The organism is Wolbachia endosymbiont (group A) of Clivina fossor (genome assembly GCF_964026865.1).
Classification (GTDB): Bacteria; Pseudomonadota; Alphaproteobacteria; order Rickettsiales; family Anaplasmataceae; genus Wolbachia.
Map to the genome: position 1 here is coordinate 667,237 of NZ_OZ034707.1, position 22,756 is coordinate 689,992.

Genomic DNA, 22,756 nt, shown 5'->3' on the forward strand with positions numbered 1-22,756 from the left:
TAATTTAGTCTTAACTTAAGAGGGTATTTATGGTAGCAAGTGATAGTGTTTTAAAAAGGTATGCGTTAGCCTATATAAAGAAATCAGGTGGTAACAGTGATGTTAAAGAGTTTTTGCGGTATTTTAACAATACACGGAATTTAACTTGGGACGAGGATACATTTGCAGAGGCGTATAAAGAGCATACACGTCTAAATTCAACTAATAGACGCAATACAGAAAGCAGAAATAATCAATATAACGCAGGGAATAACAGGCAACCTACAGGCCCTCAGGTTACACACGTACATGTACACAATGATAGAGGTTTAGATTTTTGGGATTATTTACTACTTCGCAGCCTGTTTGGTGGTCATACTACAGTTATAAATAACCCTGGTTTCAGTAGTGGTAGCCATCAAAGCAGAGAAGATAAGAAAGAAGACTCGGAAGACAGTATAAAGCTATTAGCTTTAGGTATGGTAGCTGCAGTTGTGTGTGTTGCTTTCCATGCTGGTATGTGTTTTTGGTATAACAGCAGCAGAAAAGCGGCTAGAAAAGAAGAAAAAATAGATTATCTTGATAATAAGCTTAAGATGCTTAGGAATATAGAATTTGCGGTTGGCGCTGTTTCTTTAGCGGCTTTGGTAGCTTGTGTTGTTTACCCAGTCTTACCAGTGTGGGGTTTAGTTATCCTTGGCGTTAATTCTCTCGTATGTTTTGCTGGTGATTTAGCTTTTCATATGAAGCATGAGAAAGAATCAGATAATATTGAGAAGGCTAAAGAAGCAGTTAGGAATTATGGACCACCTCCTCCTTACTCTCCTCCAAGCGCTCCTCCTTATAGTGAACTTAATAATTCTAATGTGGGAAGGGTGTTTGAGAATTGTAAGGCGTGCTAAACCCATAACTGTACGAACATTTTGATTTGGGCCCATCAGGAGGGTGTCATTCCAGTGCTCCTTTCTCGTCATCCCAGTGCCCAGACACTGGGATCCAGCTAAGTTAGTGAGTGTAAAAGTAGCCAACCTTACGTTAAAACACAACGTTCTTGATGAGATTGCATAAAAACTGGATTCCTTACATCATAGAGGCACTGCCATTATAGAGTAAAATGAGATCCCAGTGTCTGGGCACTGGGATGACAGCTAGCCTGACAACCGTCATCCCGCTACTTGTTAGCGGGATCTAGAGATACCGCGGCGGTATGACGGTTTGCGGTAGTATGACGTAGTACTGCTGTCGTCCCGCTGCTTGTTAGCTGATGAGATACCGCGAATGAATCGCGGTATGACGGTCTGCGGTGGCATGACGATAACCTCGTCATCCCGCTACTTGTTAGCGGGATCTAGAGATACCGCGGCGGTATGACGAGGGAGAACAGTCAATGGCGTTAACTTAAGAGCATACATTAGCAAACTCTCCTAAAGACATGATGGCGTTTAGGCTTATCTACTTTATCGCGGCTATACAATCTTCCCGGTCGGATCTTAACTTTAGCGCGTATACTTGCTCTATCAAAAAGGGCTTGAAAATCTTTTGGTGCAACAAGCACTTGATAAAGTTTCTGTCTCATCACACCAAATAAAACTGAAAAATTTAAACGATACTCAGCAATTTGATCTGGGTTCCAAGGCCCTTGTGCATCACACATATGAAGCGATAATATATTGCACATGACCAAGTTTGCCCAAAATTCTTGTAATACAGCCTCTCCAGAAAAATTCTCTAACTCTGCTCCTACTTTGAGTCGTTTATAGCACTCCTCTATGTGCCACCTTAATACATAAGCTTTACTGATATCTTCCAAAGTCTCGATCAAAAAGTGAAGTCCTCTGTTTCTCCGTTGGCTAATGTCAGCTCTTACTTTCTGTCCTTTCATTTTATTTTTTAGCTTTTCATTTTCCAATATAAAATCAAAATCTAATTCGCCAGCGTTCCCATAGCTTGCTATAATTTCTTTTTTGCAAGCGAAAAATAAAATCTACTTCCAAATCATCATGCTGCTGAATGAATTTTACTGAAGACGATCATAGATAAATAATAATTTCTCTTGATTTAATGAACGCATTTGAGTGATAACTTCGGGTAATTGCTCTTCCGCCAACGTTTGTTCACCTATATTCCAAGCCGCAAGACGAGCACTACAAATCAGCGAAGTACACAAATCAACAAACAAATTGCCAATGGTGCCTGTTGTTCCATTTGGTTCAAACTCGGATACAATTTCCTCAGAGCTGAATACCAGAACCATCTGCTGCAATAAGTCTATAGCCTCTCCAAGTTCCATACTCAGGTTCATCCTGATAGGCTGTTTGGATGCTTAAATTCTTGAAAGCCTGTATGGCAAATCTTATACCTTGCTTTAGAAAAAGCTTGCTTTGAGGGTACATGTCAATGGCTCCATAAGTTCACATTCTATTCCCAAACTTTTTTTAACTAACTATAGAAAATACTGTCGAAAAAAGAAGTTTTCTTGTTCGTGTAAAACTCAACACAATGGATTTTCTGAAAAGTTTTCGAGTATATTGCATTTTTAATTTGTAAGATAAGATCTTTTCCTTTTTGCATGCCTCACCTAAAAATGACACATTTTAAACTTTTTTGTTGCAATAAAATAGAAACAAAAGTGCTGTCTCTTGTAGTATTTTACTCCTTAACATCCCTTAAGTTGATGCCATTGCCTGAACGGATACAATTATTCAACCATATTTTTGAAGATAGCTAGTTTCTGTATTTATTTTAAATTGAAGAAAGCTCAAATGAAAGATCGTGTTTTGCTAAAATCACAGAATGCAGTCTGGTTACATTACTCTAGCTATACGCAACAACTTTACTTTCAACAATTTTATTAGCAATAATACGACTTTCACAATCAATATTTATTATATCAGATAGTGAATTAATATCAGTGTAACTATCAAAACTTTCCATTGTTGATTTCACTACCTCTACTATTTTTAAAAAGCCAATTCGTGACTTCAAAAATTCATTAACAGCTATTTCATTTGCAGTATTGAGCACAATACTGTTTGTTTGTGGAGCAGAAGAGTTTAACACTGCCATGCTAAGCTTTAGCGCAGGAAAACGCTTATGGTCTGGTTCTTGAAAGGTCAATTTTCCTTGCTTTGTTAAATCTAATTTACGATTTAAAGCTGATCTTTCCGGCCAAGACAAAGCATATGAAATAGGAATTGCCATGTCAGTTTCTGCAAGCACAGCAAAGTTGAACCCATCCTTATAAGTTACAATTCCATGTACTATTGACTCAGGATGTACTATTGCTTCAATTTTATCCGGGCTGATGTTAAACAAGTTATGTGCTTCTATTATCTCTAGTGCCTTATTCATCATTGTTGCACTATCAACTGAGATTTTCCTTCCCATATTCCAAGTGGGGTGACTAAGCGCCTGATCTACCGTGACATTTCTTAATTGCTCAGAACTATAGTTTAAGAATGGTCCACCAGAAACAGTAAGTATGATCTTTTCTACGCATTTGTCGTCATTTTGCAAAACTTGAAAAATTGCGTTGTGTTCAGAGTCGATAGGGATTATTTGTACGTTTTTTTCTTTAGCTTTTTTGAGTAATAACTTTCCACCGCAAACAATGCTTTCTTTGTTCGCTAGTGCAATGACTTTAGTGCCACTTTCTATGACTTCTATAACTGGCCCAAGGCCTGCAATACCAACTATTGCAATAACTGAGAGATCAACGGGTAGGGAAGCAACATTTACTAGACCTTCAGCACCAATTGCTATTTTTACATCTGTACCAAGTAGGTTTTCTCTTAAATCTTTGTAAAACCTTTCATCGGAGATAGCAACGTATTTTGCATTCAGCAGTTTTGCTTGGTGTGCCAGTAGAGCAAAGTCTGAATGGGCACTTAGTGCTTCCACTTGGTATTCTTCTTTTCTCCTTGAGAGCAAATCTACAGTCTTTTTTCCAACACTTCCTGTTGATCCTAAAACTGAAACCTTTTTCACTAAGACAAACTCACAACAATAGCAACTTTTCTTATTAGGTCTTCTCGCATACTATTCAGCAGTTTTTAAGCGTTTAACCAAGTTCATGTCCGTGGTCATCGCCAACAGATGGTGAAGGACCAGGTGAAAAAGATTGACCATGGTGATCACCTGCATCATGCATGTCTTGCAAACCATCAGCATTATGAGCCATTTCATTATTGGCATGAGGGTAATCATCTGAGTGAGGTCCCTCATCACCATGAGCCATATCCATTCCTTCTGATGGCATATCTTCCCCACCTCCACCTGAAAAATGTTCTCCAAGGCTTTCAAGAAATTTTATGCCAAACATATTACCTGATTTTCCAAACAGTGTTACTAAACTACTGCCACTTACCAAACTTTCAAACACGTTACTATAAGCAGCAATTGCTCCTTCATGAAAGTTGAACAACCATTTCATTCCATCCACGACTGTTGAAACAGAGTCACTATGACCAAGACCAAAACCACTTTTCTCACCAGCGGCTTCTTGGTGTTGCTGCTGCGCTTGCCATTCTGCAATATTTGGACCTTGAGCTTCACTCATAAATTTTTACTCTCAACCTTAAGCTATTATTTTATCACAAATATTGCAAAATATCAATAGAGCTTTTGAATATAGCTAATACAAACAATTTCTGTCATCTTATATAGGACCCAGTTTGAAAAAATCCGAATTCCAATGTCTGCTACCTTATATAACGAATGAATTTCTTTATATATTCGTTATTAGTATTTTGTATTTCCTGAACAGTTCCATGGGAAATGATCTCCCCTTCATGTAATACTGCTATTTTATCAGCTATTTTAAATGCGCTATGAATATCATGTGTAATCGTGATAATTGTAGTGTTAAGATCTTTAGATAATTTTATTATTATCTCGTTTACTATATCTGACATAATTGGGTCCAATCCTGAAGTTGGCTCATCTAATACGATGATTTCTGGATTGTGTGCAATCGCCCTTGCAAGTGCTACTCTTTTTTTCATTCCACCTGATAGCTCTATTGGAAACATATCTGCTATGCTTTCCTCCAGTCCAACATCATTTAACTTCTCGATTGCTAGCTGTTTTGCCTCCTTTTTGCTGATATTAAAGCGCTTTTTATAATTAAAAGATATATTTTCCCACACTGTAACGTAGTCAAATAAAGCGGAATTTTGAAATAAAACCCCAAATTTATTTTTGCTTTTACTATTTATTTTAACAGACCCTGAGTCTGGAGCAAGCAAGCCGATAATTGTTTTTGTTAGTACAGATTTGCCGCTTCCTGAGCCGCCAAGTATGACTAATGATTCCCCTTTTAATATATCGAAACTTAGATCTTTTAGTACTGTCCTATCATCAAAAGATAAGCTTAAGTTCAATATTGATATTATGGGGTTACGCATGTATCAAAGTAATCATGTAGTTTGCTAAAATGATCAGTATGGACGATAAAACAACAGTTGATGTTGTAGCAACACCTACTCCTCGTGCACCTTCTTTGCAATGATAACCGTAATAGCAACTTGAGACAGAAATTATGGCGCCAAAAGCAATTGCTTTTATTAGCCCAACAATAAAATCGTACATATTAAAGAATTGAGCTGTGTATTTAATGTATATATTTAGATTGTGGTTAAATTCGAAGACTGCAGTGATACATCCTCCAAATATTCCTATTAAATCTGCACATACTGTAAGTATGGGAAATACTATGATTGACGCTAAAATCCTTGGTGCAATTAAATACTTGAAAGGGTTGATGTTCAAAGTTGTAAGGGCATCTATTTGCTCGGTGATGCGCATTGTACCAATTTCTGCTGCAATTGATGATCCAACCTTCCCTACCATTATTAAGCTGATCAAAACTGGTCCTAACTCTTTAATGATAGTGATCGTAACAAGTTTGGGTATTATCTGCTCTTGGTTAATTAATGAGTCACTCAAGCTGCTTTGTAAAACTATCGCCGCTCCTATAAAAACTTCAGTGAGCCCAACAATTGGCAGAGAGAAAAAGCCTATCTCTATAATTTGTTTTGCTACGTTGCTAAAATAATATGGTGGCACAAAGCAGTGGTATAGAGATTGAATAAAAAATATGAATGCACTACCAAGCCTTAACAAAAAATTGATAAAGTACCTACCAATTATTCTAACACTATTTATATCAAAAAAGCTCACTTTGTATTCATTTTAGCTAGAGGTTAGTCTTACTGATTTTATTAAAATTTTTATTAACTTTATCGCAAAGTATAGCTGAGATATGTTTTAAGTTCAACATACTTGATGTTTTAATTTAAAGCTTAACCCAAGAAAGGTTTCCCTACGTCATACCGCCGCGGCGCTAACTAGTAGCGGAATGACGGTTTTTCAAATTGTAGGTAAACCTAAGCCACTTTAGCTATAGGACTCAATTACATAAGCAAACCTTACTTATTTTATTATCCCTGTTTACTTCTTGTAAAAAACATGTTATTAATAAATTGAATTTTGTAGTAGAATGGAGGAAGTTTTGGCAGTTCCAAAAAGAAAAAAGTCGAAGTCAAGGCGTAATATGCATCGTTCTCATCATGCTATTGAGCCTAAGAATGTTGTGGTATGTTCAACAACTGGAGAATTCATGTTGCCTCACAATGTAGCAGTAGATGGCAGTTACAAAGGAAAACGAGTTTTCATTAAGCAACAGGCAGAATGACTATTATGGTATGTTACCTACGGTCAATAATCACATAGTTATTGCACTTGACGCTATGGGGGGCGATTTTGCGCCTCTTTCCGTAATTCAGGGTGCTGGTTTTTTTTTGGATAATCTTGTTGACCCAGGCATTAAAGTTCTTTTTCATATTTATGGAGATAAGGAAAAAGTATCTCCTTTGCTTTTGAAATATAAAAAAGTAAGTAACAATTCTGAGTTTACTCATTGTTCTGACAATGTCCTTGCAAATGATAAGCCATCTTTTGCGCTGAGACATCGTAAAGACTCAAGTATGAAAGCTGCAATTGTTGCAGTGAAAGAAGGTAAAGCTTTCGGAGTGGTATCTTCAGGCAACACCGGGGCGTTGATGGCAATTTCCAGATTTATTTTAGGAACATTACCAAATATTTATCGTCCTGCTATTGTCTCTATCTGTCCAACTAAGACAAAAAGCTTCGCTTTGCTTGACCTTGGTGCAAATGTCGATTGTAATGCCGATTCGTTATTCCAATTTGCATTAATGGGAAGTATATTTGCAAAAGTAGCGCTAAAAATTGACAATCCTGAGGTTGCTTTGCTAAATATCGGTACAGAAGAAGTTAAAGGTAATGACTCAGTGCGTGGCGCTTTTGAGTTGCTTAAAAACGCTCCAGGCATTAATTTCAAAGGGTATATAGAGGCAAGTGAATTTTTAGAGGGTAATATAGATGTGATTGTTGCTGATGGTTTTGTTGGCAATGTAATGCTCAAAACAGCTGAGGCAACCGCTAGTACTTTTATCAATCTAATAAAGCAGGAAGTATTCAACTCGTGGATAGCGAAAATGCTTATTGGTATATTGTTAAAATCTAAACTAAATAAAGCATTAACGCGTTTTAATCCCAAAATTAGAAGTGGAGCTATGTTTTTAGGGCTGAATGGTATCATCATTAAAAGTCATGGAAATTCTGATGCTATTTCTTTTGCCCATGCTATAAAATTTGCAGTAAATGCAATTAGTGAAAATTTAAATCAAAAGATAATTAACGGGGTAAGTCATATTGAATAAAAGTTTCATATTAAGCACTGGATCTTATCTACCAAGAAAAACGTTGAGTAACAACGAAATTGCATCGATAGTTGAGACAAGCGATAAATGGATAAGGCAGAGAACAGGAATAATTCAAAGGCATATAGCAGATGAAGGAGAATTAACGTCAGATCTAGCTGTAAATGCAGCAAAAAGTGCTATAGAAAAAGCTAAAATTTCAGTAGATGAAATTGACTTGATTATAGTTGCAACAACAACGCCTGATAAAACTTTGCCTAGCTGTGCAACGATTGTACAAAGTAAGTTAAAATGTAAAAACGCATTTTCTTTTGATGTACAAGCAGCATGCTCTGGTTTTATATATGCAGTTACAGTTGCTGATTCGCTCATAAAATCTAACAATAGAATTAAATATGCGCTCGTTATTGGTGCTGAAATAATGTCTAGGATTGTTGACTGGGAAGATAGGTCAACTTGTGTACTCTTTGGTGATGGTGCTGGTGCAGTGATAATAAAATCGGAAATGGGTAGCAGCGTCATCATATCAACAAACTTACACTCTGATGGCAATGTGGACATATTATGTACGAACGGAGGGGTATCCTCTACTGATGATTCTGGAAAAATATGCATGAATGGAAGAGAAATGTTTAAACATGCAGTGGATAAGTTAACAGCCTCAGTAGAGGAAACACTAAGATGCAATAATTTGAAAATCACTGATATTGACTGGTTAATTCCCCATCAAGCAAACATTCGTATTATTGAAGCAGTAGTAAAGAAATTAGATTTTCCTATAGAGAAAGTGATTAATACCGTTGATAAGCATGCAAACACCTCAGCAGCGTCAATTCCACTGGCCTTAGACTATGCAATACAAGAATCAAAAATAAAATCAGGAAATCTGGTACTGCTGATTGCAATAGGTGCAGGTCTCACATGGGGTTCCGTGTTGCTGCGCTATTAGACTTCTTGCATTACCTCCTGTTACCCAACTCGTAGAACATCACACCATAGGGCACAGCATAACTGTATGAACATTGTGATTTGGGCCCATCAGGAGGGTGTCATCCGAGTAGCTTGACTACTTGGATCCAGAAAACTTAACTTTAAACAAGTGGCTGCATAATAAAGACTAGATTCCAGCGTCACGCGCTGGAATGACACCATTTTCGGTCTCTCAAATTGCTTTAGCTACAAACATTAAGAAATTTACCAAATGAAAAAAAAGGCAAAGAACTCCCGTGGTGCGAGTTTTGACTCTATATTACTGTAAGTGGCGCTGTAATAATGTGCTGACGCTTAGTTTAAGCGCGTTTTGGCTGAATGTAGAAAAAATTTAAAAGACATGCAGCCGCTATAATTTTATGTAATCCGCCAAAAAATACCCTAAGTTTTTTACTGAATTTTGTCATTGAGCCTGCAGGTCAAAAACAAGTTTTGAGTCATAAATACCCTTATTATCATAATAAGGGGGCTGGCGGAGTTTGTCAAGGAAGTTTTTCGTTTCTGCGGGCTACTTGAATAACGGCTACAATGTTTGTACAATTGTGCGTAACGCGCTGCCGAACACTGGTTTTTATATGGCTATATAAGAAAAATTAAGGCTTAAAAGGAAACTTAAGCAGCTAATAGGGCCTAAGCCTTTTTAATAAAACATAAAAAGCCCCTTTACCACCATGTTTTTTCGTAGCTTGCTGGTAGTATAGAACCATATGCTGGATTTTAGTATCATTTAACCACTTATTTAAGTTATTCTTTATAGTGTCTGTTTTATTTGTTGCACTGCCGTATCCCGTAATTACCAATAAACATCTATTTCCTGCTCGATAATTTTTGATAATAAAATCTATCAATTTACAGTAAGCATCCTCTATACTATAGCCGTGCAAATCGAGCTTATCGCTTATAAAATATTTACCCCTATCAACTTTTGATTTTGTGTTTTGGTCAAGACAAAATGATGAGTTACCATTATTGGTATTAAAAAAATTCCTTTGTAAGTCGGAGGTACCTTTATCAACCATAGACTTTATATTTACTTTATGATTAACTTTCAAAGTAACTTTTCCACATTCTATTGGCTTAACATTTTTTTGCCAATCCAACTCATCGTCCGACATAAACGCATTAATCGAATTGTATAATTTTACAACAATATCCAAACATAGTAAAATGTTGCTTATTCTATAAAAATCAGATTTTCGATAATACGATGAAATCGTCAAAAACTAATGAGAATTTTTGGCTGTATGGAAAGCACACCTGCATGTCAGCACTGAAGAATAAAAATAGGCGGTGTATAGAACTGTTAGTAACAGAAAATTTCTATAGAGAACATGAAAAAGAAATTAGGCAATGTGTAAATAGTAAGGGCATTAAAGTTCGATTAGTAGAAAACAAAATACTTAATGACGTTTTATCTAAAGGTGCTAACCATCAAGGAATTGCTTTAAATGTTGCCCCTATTCTTTGTAACTTAAGCATCGAAGAAGTAGCTGAAAGCTCAAACGACAGCTCTACTATAGTCATTTTAGATCAAGTCACTGACACGCACAATATTGGGTCAATTTTAAGAACTTCAGCTTGTTTTAATGTCAACGCATTGGTTTTACCACATAACCACTCACCGAGTGAAAATGCATCTATTGCAAAAGCAGCAAGTGGAGCATTGGATATTGTTCCGCTAATATACGTTACAAATATAGTAAAAACTATGCAGTATTTAAAAAAGGTCGGCTACTGGTGTTACGGGTTTGATTGCAATGCTAAAGAAAATATAGATGAAATAAAGAGCTTTGAGAAAAAAAGAGTAATTATTTTTGGTTCTGAAGAGAAAGGAATGCGGAGGTTAGTTAAAGAAAATTGTGATTATCTTTTAAAAATCCCAATGTCAAATGCAATTAACAGTTTAAATGTTTCAAATGCAGCAGCAATAGGCCTATATTCTATTTATATTAAAACAAATGCCAGCACATAACTGTTTATAATAAAAATACTTGATAAAAATGTGGTTTTATATTATAATGTGTTAAATAATGGACAAAAGGAGTTATATTTATGTCTTACATGAGAAATGAACAGGATATCCGCTCTCAGGGCGTTTATTATAGCGCTGGGCTCAGAAGTTACCTAACTAAAGTATATAATTACATGGCTTTAGCTTTAGGCGTTACAGGGCTTGTTGCGTTTCTAACGGTATTTTCTGGTCTTTTTCAGGTAATTCATTCTAATCCTGTTCTGTCGCTTGTGATAATATTCTCTCCAGCTGCATTGGTGATCTATATGCGGTATAGAATTCAACACCTAAGTGCTCAGTCTGCCGTTACTATATTTTTCTCGTTCTCAGTGTTAATGGGGCTTTCCTTATCTTATATTTTTATAGTTTATACTGCAGAAAATATAGCAAGAGCGTTTTTCATTACATCAATTATGTTTGGCTCTATGGCTTTATATGGTAATACCACAAAAAGAGATCTTACAAGTATGGGCTCTTTCTTGATTATGGGAGTCTTGGGGATAATTATAGCATCCATAGTAAATTTATTCCTTGGAAGTAGTCCTCTCTACTTTGCAATATCGTTCATATCAGTAATAGTCTTTACCTTAATGACTGCGTATGATGCTCAAAGAATCAAGGACGTTTATTATAAATATAACGACGGATCAGAAGTCGCTACTACTAAATTGGCAATACTGGGTGCAACTGATCTTTATTTTAACTTTATTAACATATTTCTCAATCTACTCAGGTTACTTAACTTGTTCAATAATAGGGACTAGATGTTTTCCTTTTTAAGGAAAGGTAGTAAGAATTCTATAGTTTTCTTTTTAATATCTTTAGTCGTGTTGATGCTATGTCTTGCATATGCATCGGTACCATTATATAGCATTTTCTGTAAAGCTACCGGGTATGGTGGCACAACAAGAAAAGTAACTAATGCAACAATAAGTGCAACTGACCAAAAAATCAGGGTCCACTTCAATGCTGATATAATGTCCGATCTACCTTGGGAATTTAAATCAGAAACTAACTACGTTGACGTAAACATAGGAGAACAAAGTTTAGCATTTTATTACGCAAAAAATCTATCTGATCATCTTTCATTTGGTATGGCAGTATATAACGTTACGCCTTTCAAAGCAGGTAAGTATTTTAATAAAGTTGCATGCTTTTGTTTTGAAGAACAAATGTTGCTACCAAAACAAAAAGCAGCTATGCCCGTATCTTTCTATATAGATCCTGAGATAATGCTTGATAGTAATACAAAAGATTTAAGTGAAATAACGCTATCATACACGTTTTTTAAGCTTAAGTAACAAACTTTTTCTATTGTCCACCCAAGCAGCGTGAGCTATAGCTATAGCTAAACTGACTTAGATTTACCGACAATTTGAAAAACTGTCATTCCGCTACCCGTTAGCGGGATCTATGCTTTGAGATACCGCGGCGGTATGACGTGTTGAAACAATCCGATAAGGTAAACCTCGTCATCCCGCTACTTGTTAGCGGGATCTATGCTTTGATACCAAATCTCATAAATAAGTAGGCAAATAACTCACAGAACAAATGGTTTTGATCGAACTTTCCGTAATATTACGAATGAATGCACATACAGTATCCTCCAATAAACTAACAGAGTCATATATTCTATTTTTAATGAGATTGTCTTTCAAATATTGCCATAAACGCTCTACTGGATTTAACTCTGGTGAATATGGAGGTAAATAGATTAAGGTAATATTTTGTGGTATTTTTAAACCTTTGGATCTATGCCATCCTGCACAATCCACAACAAGAAATGCCTCCCTTGTTCCTAAATATTGTGACATCTGCTCAAGGAATATATTCATACAATCAGTATTGACGTTTGGTACGAATAAGCTAGAACTCTCTCCATTTCTAGGATTAACTGCACTATAGAGATAAAAGTTTTGCCTACCTAATTTTACCTTAACCTGTGTCCTAATGCCTTTTTTAAACCACCCGTGTCCAATCTTTGAATGTGTGCCAAACCGCGACTCATCGAAGAAAAATAGCTCTTTTTCGGGATACGTGACAATAGTTTCATTAAGATTTTTTTTTAAACTCTTCTTGTTTATTTTTATCCTGTTTATTGTGCACAGGCCTTGGAGTAATATACGAAAAACCTAACTTTTGCATCAGTCTATGTGCTGTAGACTTACTTACCTCAATAGAAAACATTTTCTCAATTATGATTTTTAATTTCTTAGCCGTTAGGTTGGCTCCTTCTTCTGCTATGACATTTTTAATTTCTTCTTGCTGCTTGTAGCTCAACTTCGGCTTTACTCCACGTCCTGGTTGTATTTTAAACGCATTGACTCCTCCTTCCTTAAATCTTGTAATCCACTTCATCAATGTAGTTCTAGTAATTCGGTATATTTGAGCAACTTTTGTTATTCCATATTCTTTTGCAGATATTATTGCCTGTAATCTTCTTCCTATCTCTCCTCTTATGCCGTGCTTCTTTAATTCCAGGTTACACTTATTATATAATTCTTCTCCTATTGCTTTACTTTTTCCTGCCATAACTCCCCACTAATTCTTAAATTATTCTATTTTAGAAATTTTTCTTTATTCGTCTATTTATTTTTAGGAATTGGTATGAGATACCGCGGCGGTATGACGTGTTGAAACAATCCGATAAGGTAAACCTCGTCATCCCGCTACCCGTTAGCGGGATCTATGCTTTGAGATACCGCGGCGGTATGACGTGTTGAAACAATCCGATAAGGTAAACCTCGTCATCCCGCTACCCGTTAGCGGGATCTATGCTTTGAGATACCGCGGCGGTATGACGTGTTGAAACAATCCGATAAGGTAAACCTCGTCATCCCGCTACCCGTTAGCGGGATCTATGCTTTGAGATACCGCGGCGGTATGACGTGTTGAAACAATCCGATAAGGTAAACCTCGTCATCCCGCTACCCGTTAGCGGGATCTATGCTTTGAGATACCGCGGCGGTATGACGTGTTGAAACAATCCGATAAGGTAAACCTCGTCATCCCGCTACTTGTTAGCGGGATCTATGGGATACCGCGGCGGTATGACGTGTTAGCTATAGAAGGAGTGCGTTGTTATTCAAATAATAGTTATGCAACAGATCTATTGAATTGAGCAGGAGCTCTTGTTTTCTTTTTGCACACTGACTACTTGTGTTTCAGTGCTTGGTGTTGCTGAATCAACCAATACCCATCTTTTATTATTTGCTTCACAAGCATTCCAATACTTAGCCAACTCCTTATTATTTTTTACAGAATCTGACATTTCTATGTTGGGATTTTTTTCTAATATGTAATCAATTAGCATCTTGACACATTTTATCTGACTTTCAGCTCTTTCAGCATTCTCTTTATTTGGTGAAAATTGGTCGAGGGAAAAGTTAGTAAAACCTTCTAAAATGGCACATGCTTGCTCATTAGAGGTAATGATTATTTTTCTCTCCATGAGAGTCTTAAAAAGGTTTGGAGATGGTATAAAAAAAGCTGTATGTAGATAGGTAAATCCATTTTTTTTTGGCTTAATGTCCGCTCCAGCTCTTACTAAAGCTTCTGCCACGTTAAGGTATTTAGAGTTGATAGCTATATCTAAGAGTTTTCTGGCATCTGGATCTTTGCCATCATTTTGCACACGAAATTCATGGTCAATTGCAAAATTTCCAGCTTTCCATAACTCAAATAAATCACTGCAGCTTTGACTATACTCTTTGCCTTCTTCTAACTTGCTTTTTATTAACTCTATTACATTATATGTTTTTATATTATTGCTTATTTTCTTAAATATCTCACAAAGAGCAATATACCTATTAATATATCTATCTCTTCTACCTAACATAATTTATACTCTCTAATTGTTTAAATAGCTTATTTAAAATATAGAGATATTTGATAAAAAAGTCAAGCTTGTTAATTGTGGAAACAATAACTTTGCAAAATATTAATTGTTAGATAACATAATGAAAGTTTTTATCTTACATTCATCATGGTTAGAGCTATACAAATTAAAAAAACTGGGGGACCAGAAGTATTAGAATTTGTAGATAAGAATATAGGTGAGCCAAAAGGCGAGGAAGTCTTAATACGTCATACAACTATCGGCTTAAATCGTTATGATTTAGAGCACAGAAAAGGTACACGCAAAATTAAAAATTTACCATCAGTGCTTGGAGTGGAAGCAGTTGGGGTTATTGAAAAACTTGGTAAAAAAATCAGTGATGGATTCAAAGTTGGAGACAGAGTTGGATATTGCACAGCTCCTCCAGGGGCATATTGTGAAAAGCGCATTATACACCAGAAATATCTGATAAAAATTCCAGATGACATATCTGATGAAGTTGCTGCTGCAGTGCTGTTTAAAGGTATGACAGCTCACTATTTAGTTAATCAATCTTATAAAGTTAGGCCTGGTGCTTTCGTGCTAGTTCATGGGGCTAATGGTGGCTTAGGACAAATAATATGCCAATGGGCAAAGGATAAAAAAGGTGTAGTGATAGGTTCTGTAAGCTCTGATGAAAAAATGAAGATAGCTTTACAAAGTGGCTGCACATACGCAATAAACTACAATGATAAAGACTTCGTTTCTAAAGTTATGGAGATTACGCAAAACAGAGGAGTAGGTGCAGTGTATGACCCTATAGGTTACGCTACAAGCAAGCTTTCTTTTGAATCTTTAGGCAGGTTCGGCATATACGTTTCCTATGGGCAGATATCAGGTAACGCTCCTATTAGTTTTTCTTTACTTAGTTCACGTTCGTTATTTGCAACTGGAACCTCAATATACCATTATAAGCATGATAGATTCACATTAGTGCTTACCACAATGGAAATCTTCGAGATGATAAGAAAAAAACTTTTAACTGTACGGATCAATAAAAAATATAAATTTGATGAAACAATTCAAGCTCATCGCGATATGGAAAATAGAAAAGCGAGTGGGTTAAATATTATCAAAATCTCTTAAATAAATTAGTAATTTAAACTAACCATTCATTAAATCATATCAACTAGAACTTCACATATTTAATTCTCCTTTTGGGGGAATTAAAAGCATATAGCTAAACTGACTTAGGCTTACCGACGATTTGAAAAACCATCATTCCGCTACGTGTTAGCGGGATCCAGGATTTTGATTGGGTTATAAAAGTATAGCTTAGGTTTTCCTACGTCATACCACTGCGGTATCTCCAGATCCCGCTAACAAGTAGCGGGATGACGAGCTTATCGTCATGCCACCGCGAACCGTCATGCCGCCGCGAACCGTCATACTACCACGAACCGTCATACCGCCGCGGTATCTCTTAGCATAGATCCCGCTAACAAGTAGCGGAATGACGGTTGTCAGGCTAGTACCTTCTCCTGTCATCCCAGTGCGTGACACTGGGATCTCATTTTACTTTATGATGATGTCATGAAAGTAGCTGACATTGGGATCCAGAAGACTTAATTTCAACCAAATAATAAAGGCTAGATCCCAGTGTCAGCTACTTGGATGACAAAAAAAGGAGCACCGGAATGACAGCAGTCCTACGTCATACCGCCGCGGTATCTCTTAGCATAGATCCCGCTAACAAGTAGCGGGATGACGGTTGTCAGGCTAGTACCTTCTTTTGTCATCCCAGTGCGTGACACTGGGATCTCATTTTACTTTATGATGATGTCATGAAAGTAGCTGACATTGGGATCCAGAAGACTTAATTTCAACCAAATAATAAAGGCTAGATCCCAGTGTCAGCTACTTGGATGACAAAAAAAGGAGCACCGGAATGACAGCAGTCCTACGTCATACCGCCGCGGTATCTCTTAGCATAGATCCCGCTAACAAGTAGCGGGATGACGGTTGTCGGTGAACCTAAGTTACTTTAGCTACAAACGTTAAGAAATTTACCAAACGAAAAAAAAGGCAAAAGAAGCCCCGGTTAATATCTATTTTCAGTATTGGCGTTTTTTAAGCCTTAAACACTGCAATTTAGCTGCTTTTAAGTGCAACTAACCTTAGCTTAAATGTTTAAGAAATTTACTAAGCAGAAAAAAAGGCAAAAGAAACCCCGTGGTAATTAGTGTTCACTCTCTAATCCTGCAAATTGGCGTACTATACTGTCTTAAACGACTTATAAGCGCGTTTCAGCTTATATAGGTAAAAACCTAGAAGTATTGTGAAGACATAAGGTGCACATAGTGCAAAAAATTAAAAATAAGACGCCAACTACGTTGTTTTTTTGCTGTTTAATCTGCACAGATGAAGATAACTGAATACCTTCAGTTTCATGATAAGGGGGCTGGCGGAGTTTGTCAAGTAAGTTTTTCGTTTCTATTCCCAATAAAAGTTTGTTATAAGGTTATACAAGAAGTCTAATGAATCGCGGTATGACGTCTTAGCTATAGATGCTGATTTGTGTGATTTCAAGAGAAGCTTAGTAGATAAGTTGTGTTTTAAACCAGATTCGGTATTTTAAACTGAACATTTTCAATAATACCACCTGGCATAACTGAAATTTTTACACTCAGGTTTACTTTTAGGTAGTCCATTAATTCATCAACCAATATGTCAGGAGCAGAAGCACCTGCAGTGATTCCTATCTTTTCTACGCCATGAAACCAGCTTTTATTCACACAGCTGTAATTATCAATTAAGTAGGCTCTTTTTCCTCTGGCAGTGCACAGATCTAATAAGCGGTTTGAATTTGAGCTATTTTTACTTCCTACAACTAACACCATGTCTACAATTTCAGCTAGCTTTTTAACAGCATTTTGTCTGTTTTGCGTTGCATAGCATATGTCCTTTAAATCTGGACCTGTTATGCTTGGAAACCTGAGCTTCAGGGCAACAATAATTTCACGGGTATCGTCGATGCTTAACGTGGTTTGTGTAACATAAGATAAATTATCTGGATCTTTAACTTTTAAATTGCGTACGTCCTGCACAGTTTGCACTAAAATGATAGGATTATTTACTCTTCCTCTAATTCCCTTAACTTCTGGATGGTTTTCATGCCCAATGAGAATTAATTCTTTACCACTGTTTTCATACCTTTTTGCCTCTTTATGCACTTTGCTGACTAAAGGACATGTTGCATCAATCACTTGAATACCCTTTCTTTTTGCCTTATCTTCTATATTTTTTGATACTCCGTGCGCGCTGAAGATCAGTATTCCTCCATTATCTTCAATTTCCTCGATACTGTTCACAAAAACCACTCCTTGTCTCTTAAAGTCCTCTACTATATATTTATTGTGAACAATTTCGTGTAGCACATAAACTTGGCACTTGTTTTTGTATTTTTCTAAAGTAATAGCTAATATGTCCACAGCTCTTTTTACCCCGGCACAAAAACCTCGCGGCTCAGCTAAGATAATTTCCATTTTTGTCAAATCAAGTAAATATGCAAGCATTACTTAAAAATAAGCTCCGCTCACTGTGTTTTATAGTACCATTATTTATGTTTTATATAATAATTATTTTTCGCATATTCTCTTTAACATTTGATCAACCTACTACTTCAGAAAATTTTAGAAAAGATAATACAGTATATAAACAACCTGATATTTTAGATAGAAATGGAGTGGTAATAGCAACAAATGTGCCCACAACATCACTATATACAGATGCAACCAAAGTAAAGAATCCGGAAAGTATAGCAGCACAACTGTGTTCTATTTTGAATGATCTTGAATACGAGAATTCATATAGAGTACTTACTTCAAAAAAGAAATTTGCTTGGGTAAAGCGGCACTTGACTCCAAAAGAACTGTTAGCAATAAAAAATGCCGGCGTGCCAGGAATAAACTTCTATAACGATGTAAAACGTATATATCCTCACAGTAATTTATTTTCACACGTGCTTGGTTACACTGACATAGATGGCAACGGTATTGCAGGAGTTGAAGCATATATAAGTAAAAACAAACAACATTCTGTTATCCAAGTAGCTGACACTGGGGTCCAGAAAAAAAATACGTGGATTCCAGCATTACGCGCTGGAATAACACCTTACCAGGGTATTCAACTATCCTTAGATACACGAGTGCAAAGCATAGTGCATGAAGAGCTAACTAAAGCTGTAAGCAGATATCAGGCACTCGGCGGAGTAGGAATTGTTTTAAATGTGAGAAATAGTGAAGTCATCTCAATGGTCAGTCTGCCTGATTTTAACCCCAACCTACAGAATAAGGCAGAAGACGTACAAAAGTTTAATCGCGCCAGTCTTGGGGTGTATGAGATGGGGTCGGTATTAAAATTCTTTACAATAGCCGCAGCGCTTGATGCAAACGTTGTAAAAATTGATGATTTATATGACGTGTCAAAGCCAATCACTATTGGGAAATATAAAATTTATGATCTTCATGAATTTAAGATTCCGGAAATCACTGTGCGAGATATATTTGTGAAATCATCCAACATTGGTGCAGCAAAAATTGCAGTTAAATTAGGTATTGAAAAACAAGTAGAATACTTTAAAGCTATGAAGCTATTTTCTCCTTTGAAAATAGAAATACCAGAAAAATCTACACCGATAATCCCGGATAAATGGAGTGAAAACACTTTAATAACAGCATCTTATGGTTATGGCATAGCTGTAACTCCTATACATCTTGCACAAACTGCAGCAGCATTAATCAACAATGGGATATTTCATAACGCAACCTTGATGTTGAATAAAAGAAGTATAGGAGAGCAAATTATCTCAAGAAGAACTTCCAGGAAAATGAGAAAATTATTACGCGCAGCAGTAACAGATGGCACTGGCAGAAAAGCAAAAATAAAGGCATATTCAATAGGGGGAAAGACTGGATCGGCGGAAAAAGTTGTAGATGGTAAATATAGCAAAGATGCAAACATAGCGTCATTTATAGGAGTGCTAACTATGCTTGACCCAAGGTATATAGTGCTAATTGCTATTGATGAACCTCAAGGGATACACCATACCGGGGGAATAATTGCTGCGCCTATAGTAAAGAACATTATAAATAGAATAGCACCTATACTAAATGTTACACCTGAGATGTAAAATTATGATTGCTTTACTATAACTTCAAATCTATCATTGCCAAAATCCTTATTAATATACCAAGAACCATCATCTTTAGTTACAAATTCAAGACCTTTAAGATTTCTTTTCATTGTCTTTCCATTTTGACCATCGATAGCGATATTAATATCGAATGTAATAACGTCTAGATTTATCATAGCTTCTTTCCCGCTGCACGAATTTAGACTGAACTTGCCTAACATGACATCATTAAAACTCACTTCCCCTGTATAGACATCACACTGACCGTCCACACAACACGTAGTTTCAATATAGAAAAGGTCTGACATATAAAACACCTTGCGTTTATAAAAAAAGAGCTAAATATATATAGCTAGTGCAGCCCTACGCCACGCCGCTAACAAGTAATCGTCAGTAAACCTAGATCACTTTAGCTATATAACCATAATACAGCTAGGAATGTAAAATTCAACAGTTAATTGTGTAAGGAAGTCTAAATTACTACATCTTAGAGGAATGGCTGTTTAGTTTTTTTGTTAATCTTTTTTACCATGCTGTCAATCATATGCTTTATCCCTTGATATACAGAGTATGTACTTTCGTCACTACGCATATAAGCAGAACAAGAAAATACATTATACTCTTCGTCTTCTATTGATAACCCTGTATCGCACTTTATGTGTTCGCCGCCAAGCTTTTCTATCAACTGTTCTTTGTCATCTCCTATAGTTACCTTAACCTTACTTTCTTCTTTACCTATCTTGCTACTTAAAATTGAAACAATGATGGCTGGAGATATGCATATCGCTCCTATCGGCTTTTTTGTAACAAAAAATTCTGAAACTAATCTTTCAAATTCAGGCATTACTGTCACCATGTCTTTATTTTCAGCTAAATCAGATAAATTTTTTGCAACCCCGTATCCACCAGGTACAACTAGCATGTCAAAATTTTCAGCTTTGGCTTCTTTTAAGTCATATATTTCACCTCTTGCGATTCTTGCTGCTTCTGCAAGTACATTCCTTTTTTCTTTTGTTGCCTCTTTTGTTTTATGATTCATAACTTGTGTGATATTGATATCAGGTGCAAAGCATTTAACATCCACATCCTGCTGATCAAGCACAAGCAGACTTAAAACCGCTTCTCTTACCTCTGCACCGTCAAGGTGACCACACCCTGATAAAACCACAGCAGCTTTTAATTTTTTTCCGCCCATAAAGTACCTTAATTTCATGTAATCTAGATATTTTAATACAAATTCTATATTTGGAAAGAGGTTATTATATTAATTATCTCATATTTATTATAATATAATTAATAATTAGTATATATAATTAGGCATATTTATAGTTGATGAAGTTGAATATGGCACCTACAAACAGTACGTTTTTTGACACTGACTACTCAGAACTAAGAAAAGCTATTTCAGATATAATAGAAAGCATTGCACAATCTCCATCAGAGGGAAAAGAGGAGTTACTTAAAGCCCTATCAGAACAAGTTAGAGGGATGAATCTCGAAGGTTTAAGTTTAGCAATTAATGACCAAGGCTTGCAAAAGGAGGTAAATAAAGAATTATTTATAAAACTCATTGAAGAAGCACTTAAAGGGTTAACTTCTGAAAACGTTGACTCAAAAATAATAGAAGAGGCGTTAAAATCTGTTAATCAGCAAGCAATAAGTAATGTTATAAATAATAATAAAGGTCTGCTGGACAATCTAGTCAATTATTTTAAATCAGCATCTGCAAATAAAAAAATTGGAATAGCTTCTACAGGAATAGTATTGGGAGTAGCATTTTCTCCGCTTATTGTGCTTGCTACATTAATAGCGCTTGTGGCTATTGGAGCACGTTATGTAGGAATAGGTATAGGAAAGGCAGGGGAAAAAATAAAAGAAGGTGCGATTGAAGCAGGGAAAGCAGTAAAAAGTTCATATAAGGATTTAATAGATAAATTACCTAAAGTTCAAGCAAGAGAGAATAACTTTATACCAAATCTCATAAATAAGTAGGCAAATAACTCACAGAACAAATGGTTTTGATCGAACTTTCCGTAATATTACGAATGAATGCACATACAGTATCCTCCAATAAACTAACAGAGTCATATATTCTATTTTTAATGAGATTGTCTTTCAAATATTGCCATAAACGCTCTACTGGATTTAACTCTGGTGAATATGGAGGTAAATAGATTAAGGTAATATTTTGTGGTATTTTTAAACCTTTGGATCTATGCCATCCTGCACAATCCACAACAAGAAATGCCTCCCTTGTTCCTAAATATTGTGACATCTGCTCAAGGAATATATTCATACAATCAGTATTGACGTTTGGTACGAATAAGCTAGAACTCTCTCCATTTCTAGGATTAACTGCACTATAGAGATAAAAGTTTTGCCTACCTAATTTTACCTTAACCTGTGTCCTAATGCCTTTTTTAAACCACCCGTGTCCAATCTTTGAATGTGTGCCAAACCGCGACTCATCGAAGAAAAATAGCTCTTTTTCGGGATACGTGACAATAGTTTCATTAAGATTTTTTTTTAAACTCTTCTTGTTTATTTTTATCCTGTTTATTGTGCACAGGCCTTGGAGTAATATACGAAAAACCTAACTTTTGCATCAGTCTATGTGCTGTAGACTTACTTACCTCAATAGAAAACATTTTCTCAATTATGATTTTTAATTTCTTAGCCGTTAGGTTGGCTCCTTCTTCTGCTATGACATTTTTAATTTCTTCTTGCTGCTTGTAGCTCAACTTCGGCTTTACTCCACGTCCTGGTTGTATTTTAAACGCATTGACTCCTCCTTCCTTAAATCTTGTAATCCACTTCATCAATGTAGTTCTAGTAATTCGGTATATTTGAGCAACTTTTGTTATTCCATATTCTTTTGCAGATATTATTGCCTGTAATCTTCTTCCTATCTCTCCTCTTATGCCGTGCTTCTTTAATTCCAGGTTACACTTATTATATAATTCTTCTCCTATTGCTTTACTTTTTCCTGCCATAACTCCCCACTAATTCTTAAATTATTCTAT

Annotated in this window: 21 protein-coding genes and 1 pseudogene; 10 read left to right on the plus strand and 12 right to left on the minus strand. The window is 36.1% G+C overall.

What is annotated here, in order from left to right; translation table 11 throughout:
• Nucleotides 1-29 precede the first annotated feature (29 nt).
• Nucleotides 30-881, plus strand: a complete 852-nt coding sequence (locus AAGD99_RS03505; protein WP_341822605.1) for a hypothetical protein — start codon at nucleotides 30-32, stop codon at nucleotides 879-881.
• Nucleotides 882-1,390: 509 nt separating this feature from the next.
• On the opposite strand, the pseudogene AAGD99_RS03510 reads toward AAGD99_RS03505, so the two are convergent.
• From AAGD99_RS03510 to AAGD99_RS03530, 5 genes and pseudogenes are all read right to left on the minus strand, one after another.
• Nucleotides 1,391-2,550 (minus strand): annotated as a pseudogene (locus tag AAGD99_RS03510) (transposase).
• A gap of 243 nt (nucleotides 2,551-2,793) precedes the next feature.
• Entirely contained in the window at nucleotides 2,794-3,966 is a 1,173-nt protein-coding gene (gene dxr / locus AAGD99_RS03515; RefSeq protein WP_341822606.1) for a 1-deoxy-D-xylulose-5-phosphate reductoisomerase, read from the minus strand.
• Nucleotides 3,967-4,039: 73 nt separating this feature from the next.
• Complete coding sequence (locus AAGD99_RS03520) at nucleotides 4,040-4,537, minus strand: hypothetical protein (RefSeq protein ID WP_341822607.1); 498 nt, start codon at nucleotides 4,535-4,537, stop codon at nucleotides 4,040-4,042.
• A 142-nt stretch (nucleotides 4,538-4,679) separates the two neighbouring features.
• Entirely contained in the window at nucleotides 4,680-5,384 is a 705-nt protein-coding gene (locus AAGD99_RS03525) for an ABC transporter ATP-binding protein (RefSeq protein WP_264688025.1), read from the minus strand.
• Nucleotides 5,377-6,159: an ABC transporter permease gene (locus tag AAGD99_RS03530; protein WP_341822608.1), complete on the minus strand. Its 783-nt coding sequence runs from the start codon at nucleotides 6,157-6,159 to the stop codon at nucleotides 5,377-5,379. The genes AAGD99_RS03525 and AAGD99_RS03530 overlap by 8 nt, the downstream gene beginning before the upstream one ends.
• 331 nt (nucleotides 6,160-6,490) lie before the next feature.
• Here AAGD99_RS03530 and rpmF point away from each other — a divergent pair, with 331 nt between their 5' ends.
• Genes rpmF through AAGD99_RS03545 form a run of 3 tightly spaced genes read left to right on the plus strand, consistent with a single transcriptional unit; the run spans nucleotide 6,491 to nucleotide 8,670 of the window.
• Nucleotides 6,491-6,673 (plus strand): 50S ribosomal protein L32, encoded by a 183-nt coding sequence (rpmF, locus tag AAGD99_RS03535; RefSeq protein ID WP_010962967.1) that lies wholly within the window; start codon nucleotides 6,491-6,493, stop codon nucleotides 6,671-6,673.
• Between the two features lie 10 nt (nucleotides 6,674-6,683).
• Complete coding sequence (gene plsX / locus AAGD99_RS03540) at nucleotides 6,684-7,721, plus strand: phosphate acyltransferase PlsX (RefSeq protein WP_253310008.1); 1,038 nt, start codon at nucleotides 6,684-6,686, stop codon at nucleotides 7,719-7,721.
• The gene (locus AAGD99_RS03545) at nucleotides 7,714-8,670 is read left to right on the plus strand and encodes a beta-ketoacyl-ACP synthase III (RefSeq protein WP_341822609.1); all 957 of its coding nucleotides are present in this window, start codon (nucleotides 7,714-7,716) and stop codon (nucleotides 8,668-8,670) included. The genes plsX and AAGD99_RS03545 overlap by 8 nt, the downstream gene beginning before the upstream one ends.
• Nucleotides 8,671-9,331: 661 nt before the next feature.
• On the opposite strand, the gene AAGD99_RS03550 is transcribed toward AAGD99_RS03545, so the two are convergent.
• The gene (locus tag AAGD99_RS03550) at nucleotides 9,332-9,826 is read right to left on the minus strand and encodes a Smr/MutS family protein (protein WP_341823201.1); all 495 of its coding nucleotides are present in this window, start codon (nucleotides 9,824-9,826) and stop codon (nucleotides 9,332-9,334) included.
• 92 nt (nucleotides 9,827-9,918) lie between these two features.
• On the opposite strand from AAGD99_RS03550, the gene rlmB reads away from it, so the two are divergent.
• The 3 genes from rlmB to AAGD99_RS03565 all read left to right on the plus strand — a co-directional run bounded on the left by rlmB (nucleotide 9,919) and on the right by AAGD99_RS03565 (nucleotide 12,023).
• Nucleotides 9,919-10,683, plus strand: coding sequence for a 23S rRNA (guanosine(2251)-2'-O)-methyltransferase RlmB (rlmB, locus tag AAGD99_RS03555; RefSeq protein WP_341822610.1), 765 nt, complete (start codon nucleotides 9,919-9,921; stop codon nucleotides 10,681-10,683).
• Between the two features lie 80 nt (nucleotides 10,684-10,763).
• Entirely contained in the window at nucleotides 10,764-11,486 is a 723-nt protein-coding gene (locus AAGD99_RS03560) for a Bax inhibitor-1/YccA family protein (protein ID WP_264688029.1), read from the plus strand.
• On the plus strand, nucleotides 11,487-12,023 hold the full coding sequence (locus AAGD99_RS03565) for a cytochrome c oxidase assembly protein (RefSeq protein WP_253307274.1): 537 nt from the start codon (nucleotides 11,487-11,489) through the stop codon (nucleotides 12,021-12,023).
• A gap of 216 nt (nucleotides 12,024-12,239) precedes the next feature.
• Here the strand turns inward: AAGD99_RS03565 and AAGD99_RS03570 are convergent.
• Together AAGD99_RS03570 and AAGD99_RS03575 are read right to left on the minus strand one after the other, a co-directional pair.
• A protein-coding gene (locus AAGD99_RS03570; RefSeq protein WP_341822214.1) for an IS630 family transposase occupies nucleotides 12,240-13,254 on the minus strand; the annotation gives its coding sequence in 2 pieces (ribosomal slippage) (nucleotides 12,240-12,788 and nucleotides 12,790-13,254; 1,014 coding nt in all).
• 577 nt (nucleotides 13,255-13,831) lie between these two features.
• A complete protein-coding gene (locus tag AAGD99_RS03575) occupies nucleotides 13,832-14,560 on the minus strand; it encodes an ankyrin repeat domain-containing protein (protein WP_341822611.1) in 729 nt (242 codons plus the stop codon).
• 147 nt (nucleotides 14,561-14,707) lie between these two features.
• On the opposite strand from AAGD99_RS03575, the gene AAGD99_RS03580 reads away from it, so the two are divergent.
• Entirely contained in the window at nucleotides 14,708-15,685 is a 978-nt protein-coding gene (locus tag AAGD99_RS03580; protein ID WP_341822612.1) for a quinone oxidoreductase, read from the plus strand.
• Between the two features lie 1,469 nt (nucleotides 15,686-17,154).
• On the opposite strand, the gene ispH is transcribed toward AAGD99_RS03580, so the two are convergent.
• Nucleotides 17,155-18,084: a 4-hydroxy-3-methylbut-2-enyl diphosphate reductase gene (gene ispH / locus AAGD99_RS03585; protein WP_341823202.1), complete on the minus strand. Its 930-nt coding sequence runs from the start codon at nucleotides 18,082-18,084 to the stop codon at nucleotides 17,155-17,157.
• Nucleotides 18,085-18,104: 20 nt separating this feature from the next.
• Between ispH and AAGD99_RS03590 the strand changes: the two genes are divergently transcribed.
• Complete coding sequence (locus AAGD99_RS03590) at nucleotides 18,105-19,730, plus strand: penicillin-binding protein 2 (RefSeq protein WP_341822613.1); 1,626 nt, start codon at nucleotides 18,105-18,107, stop codon at nucleotides 19,728-19,730.
• Nucleotides 19,731-19,732: 2 nt separating this feature from the next.
• Here the strand turns inward: AAGD99_RS03590 and AAGD99_RS03595 are convergent, their stop codons facing one another.
• Nucleotides 19,733-20,041, minus strand: coding sequence for a hypothetical protein (locus AAGD99_RS03595; RefSeq protein ID WP_064125016.1), 309 nt, complete (start codon nucleotides 20,039-20,041; stop codon nucleotides 19,733-19,735).
• Between the two features lie 179 nt (nucleotides 20,042-20,220).
• Nucleotides 20,221-20,928 carry an isoprenoid biosynthesis glyoxalase ElbB gene (elbB, locus tag AAGD99_RS03600; protein ID WP_341822614.1) on the minus strand — a complete coding sequence of 236 codons (708 nt, stop codon included), beginning with the start codon at nucleotides 20,926-20,928 and terminating at the stop codon, nucleotides 20,221-20,223.
• A gap of 149 nt (nucleotides 20,929-21,077) precedes the next feature.
• Between elbB and AAGD99_RS03605 the strand changes: the two genes are divergently transcribed.
• Entirely contained in the window at nucleotides 21,078-21,725 is a 648-nt protein-coding gene (locus tag AAGD99_RS03605; RefSeq protein ID WP_341822615.1) for a hypothetical protein, read from the plus strand.
• On the opposite strand, the gene AAGD99_RS03610 is transcribed toward AAGD99_RS03605, so the two are convergent.
• Nucleotides 21,712-22,726, minus strand: a protein-coding gene (locus AAGD99_RS03610; protein ID WP_341822214.1) for an IS630 family transposase whose coding sequence is annotated in 2 segments (ribosomal slippage) — nucleotides 21,712-22,260 and nucleotides 22,262-22,726 — 1,014 coding nt in all. Because the reading frame shifts where the segments join, the coding sequence is not laid out codon by codon here. The two genes, AAGD99_RS03605 and AAGD99_RS03610, sit on opposite strands and share 14 nt — an antisense overlap.
• Nucleotides 22,727-22,756: the final 30 nt, after the last annotated feature.

Excerpts from the sequence above, each read along its gene's own strand:
- AAGD99_RS03505 (WP_341822605.1), top strand. The coding sequence starts at position 30 with ATGGTAGCAAGTGATAGTGTTTTAAAAAGGTATGCGTTAGCCTATATA.
- AAGD99_RS03520 (WP_341822607.1), bottom strand. The coding sequence starts at position 4,537 with ATGAGTGAAGCTCAAGGTCCAAATATTGCAGAATGGCAAGCGCAGCAG.
- AAGD99_RS03525 (WP_264688025.1), bottom strand. The coding sequence starts at position 5,384 with ATGCGTAACCCCATAATATCAATATTGAACTTAAGCTTATCTTTTGAT.
- plsX (WP_253310008.1), top strand. The coding sequence starts at position 6,684 with ATGTTACCTACGGTCAATAATCACATAGTTATTGCACTTGACGCTATG.
- AAGD99_RS03550 (WP_341823201.1), bottom strand. The coding sequence starts at position 9,826 with ATGTCGGACGATGAGTTGGATTGGCAAAAAAATGTTAAGCCAATAGAA.
- rlmB (WP_341822610.1), top strand. The coding sequence starts at position 9,919 with ATGAAATCGTCAAAAACTAATGAGAATTTTTGGCTGTATGGAAAGCAC.
- AAGD99_RS03560 (WP_264688029.1), top strand. The coding sequence starts at position 10,764 with ATGTCTTACATGAGAAATGAACAGGATATCCGCTCTCAGGGCGTTTAT.
- AAGD99_RS03565 (WP_253307274.1), top strand. The coding sequence starts at position 11,487 with ATGTTTTCCTTTTTAAGGAAAGGTAGTAAGAATTCTATAGTTTTCTTT.
- AAGD99_RS03575 (WP_341822611.1), bottom strand. The coding sequence starts at position 14,560 with ATGTTAGGTAGAAGAGATAGATATATTAATAGGTATATTGCTCTTTGT.
- AAGD99_RS03580 (WP_341822612.1), top strand. The coding sequence starts at position 14,708 with ATGGTTAGAGCTATACAAATTAAAAAAACTGGGGGACCAGAAGTATTA.
- ispH (WP_341823202.1), bottom strand. The coding sequence starts at position 18,084 with ATGGAAATTATCTTAGCTGAGCCGCGAGGTTTTTGTGCCGGGGTAAAA.
- AAGD99_RS03590 (WP_341822613.1), top strand. The coding sequence starts at position 18,105 with ATGCAAGCATTACTTAAAAATAAGCTCCGCTCACTGTGTTTTATAGTA.
- AAGD99_RS03595 (WP_064125016.1), bottom strand. The coding sequence starts at position 20,041 with ATGTCAGACCTTTTCTATATTGAAACTACGTGTTGTGTGGACGGTCAG.
- elbB (WP_341822614.1), bottom strand. The coding sequence starts at position 20,928 with ATGGGCGGAAAAAAATTAAAAGCTGCTGTGGTTTTATCAGGGTGTGGT.
- AAGD99_RS03605 (WP_341822615.1), top strand. The coding sequence starts at position 21,078 with ATGGCACCTACAAACAGTACGTTTTTTGACACTGACTACTCAGAACTA.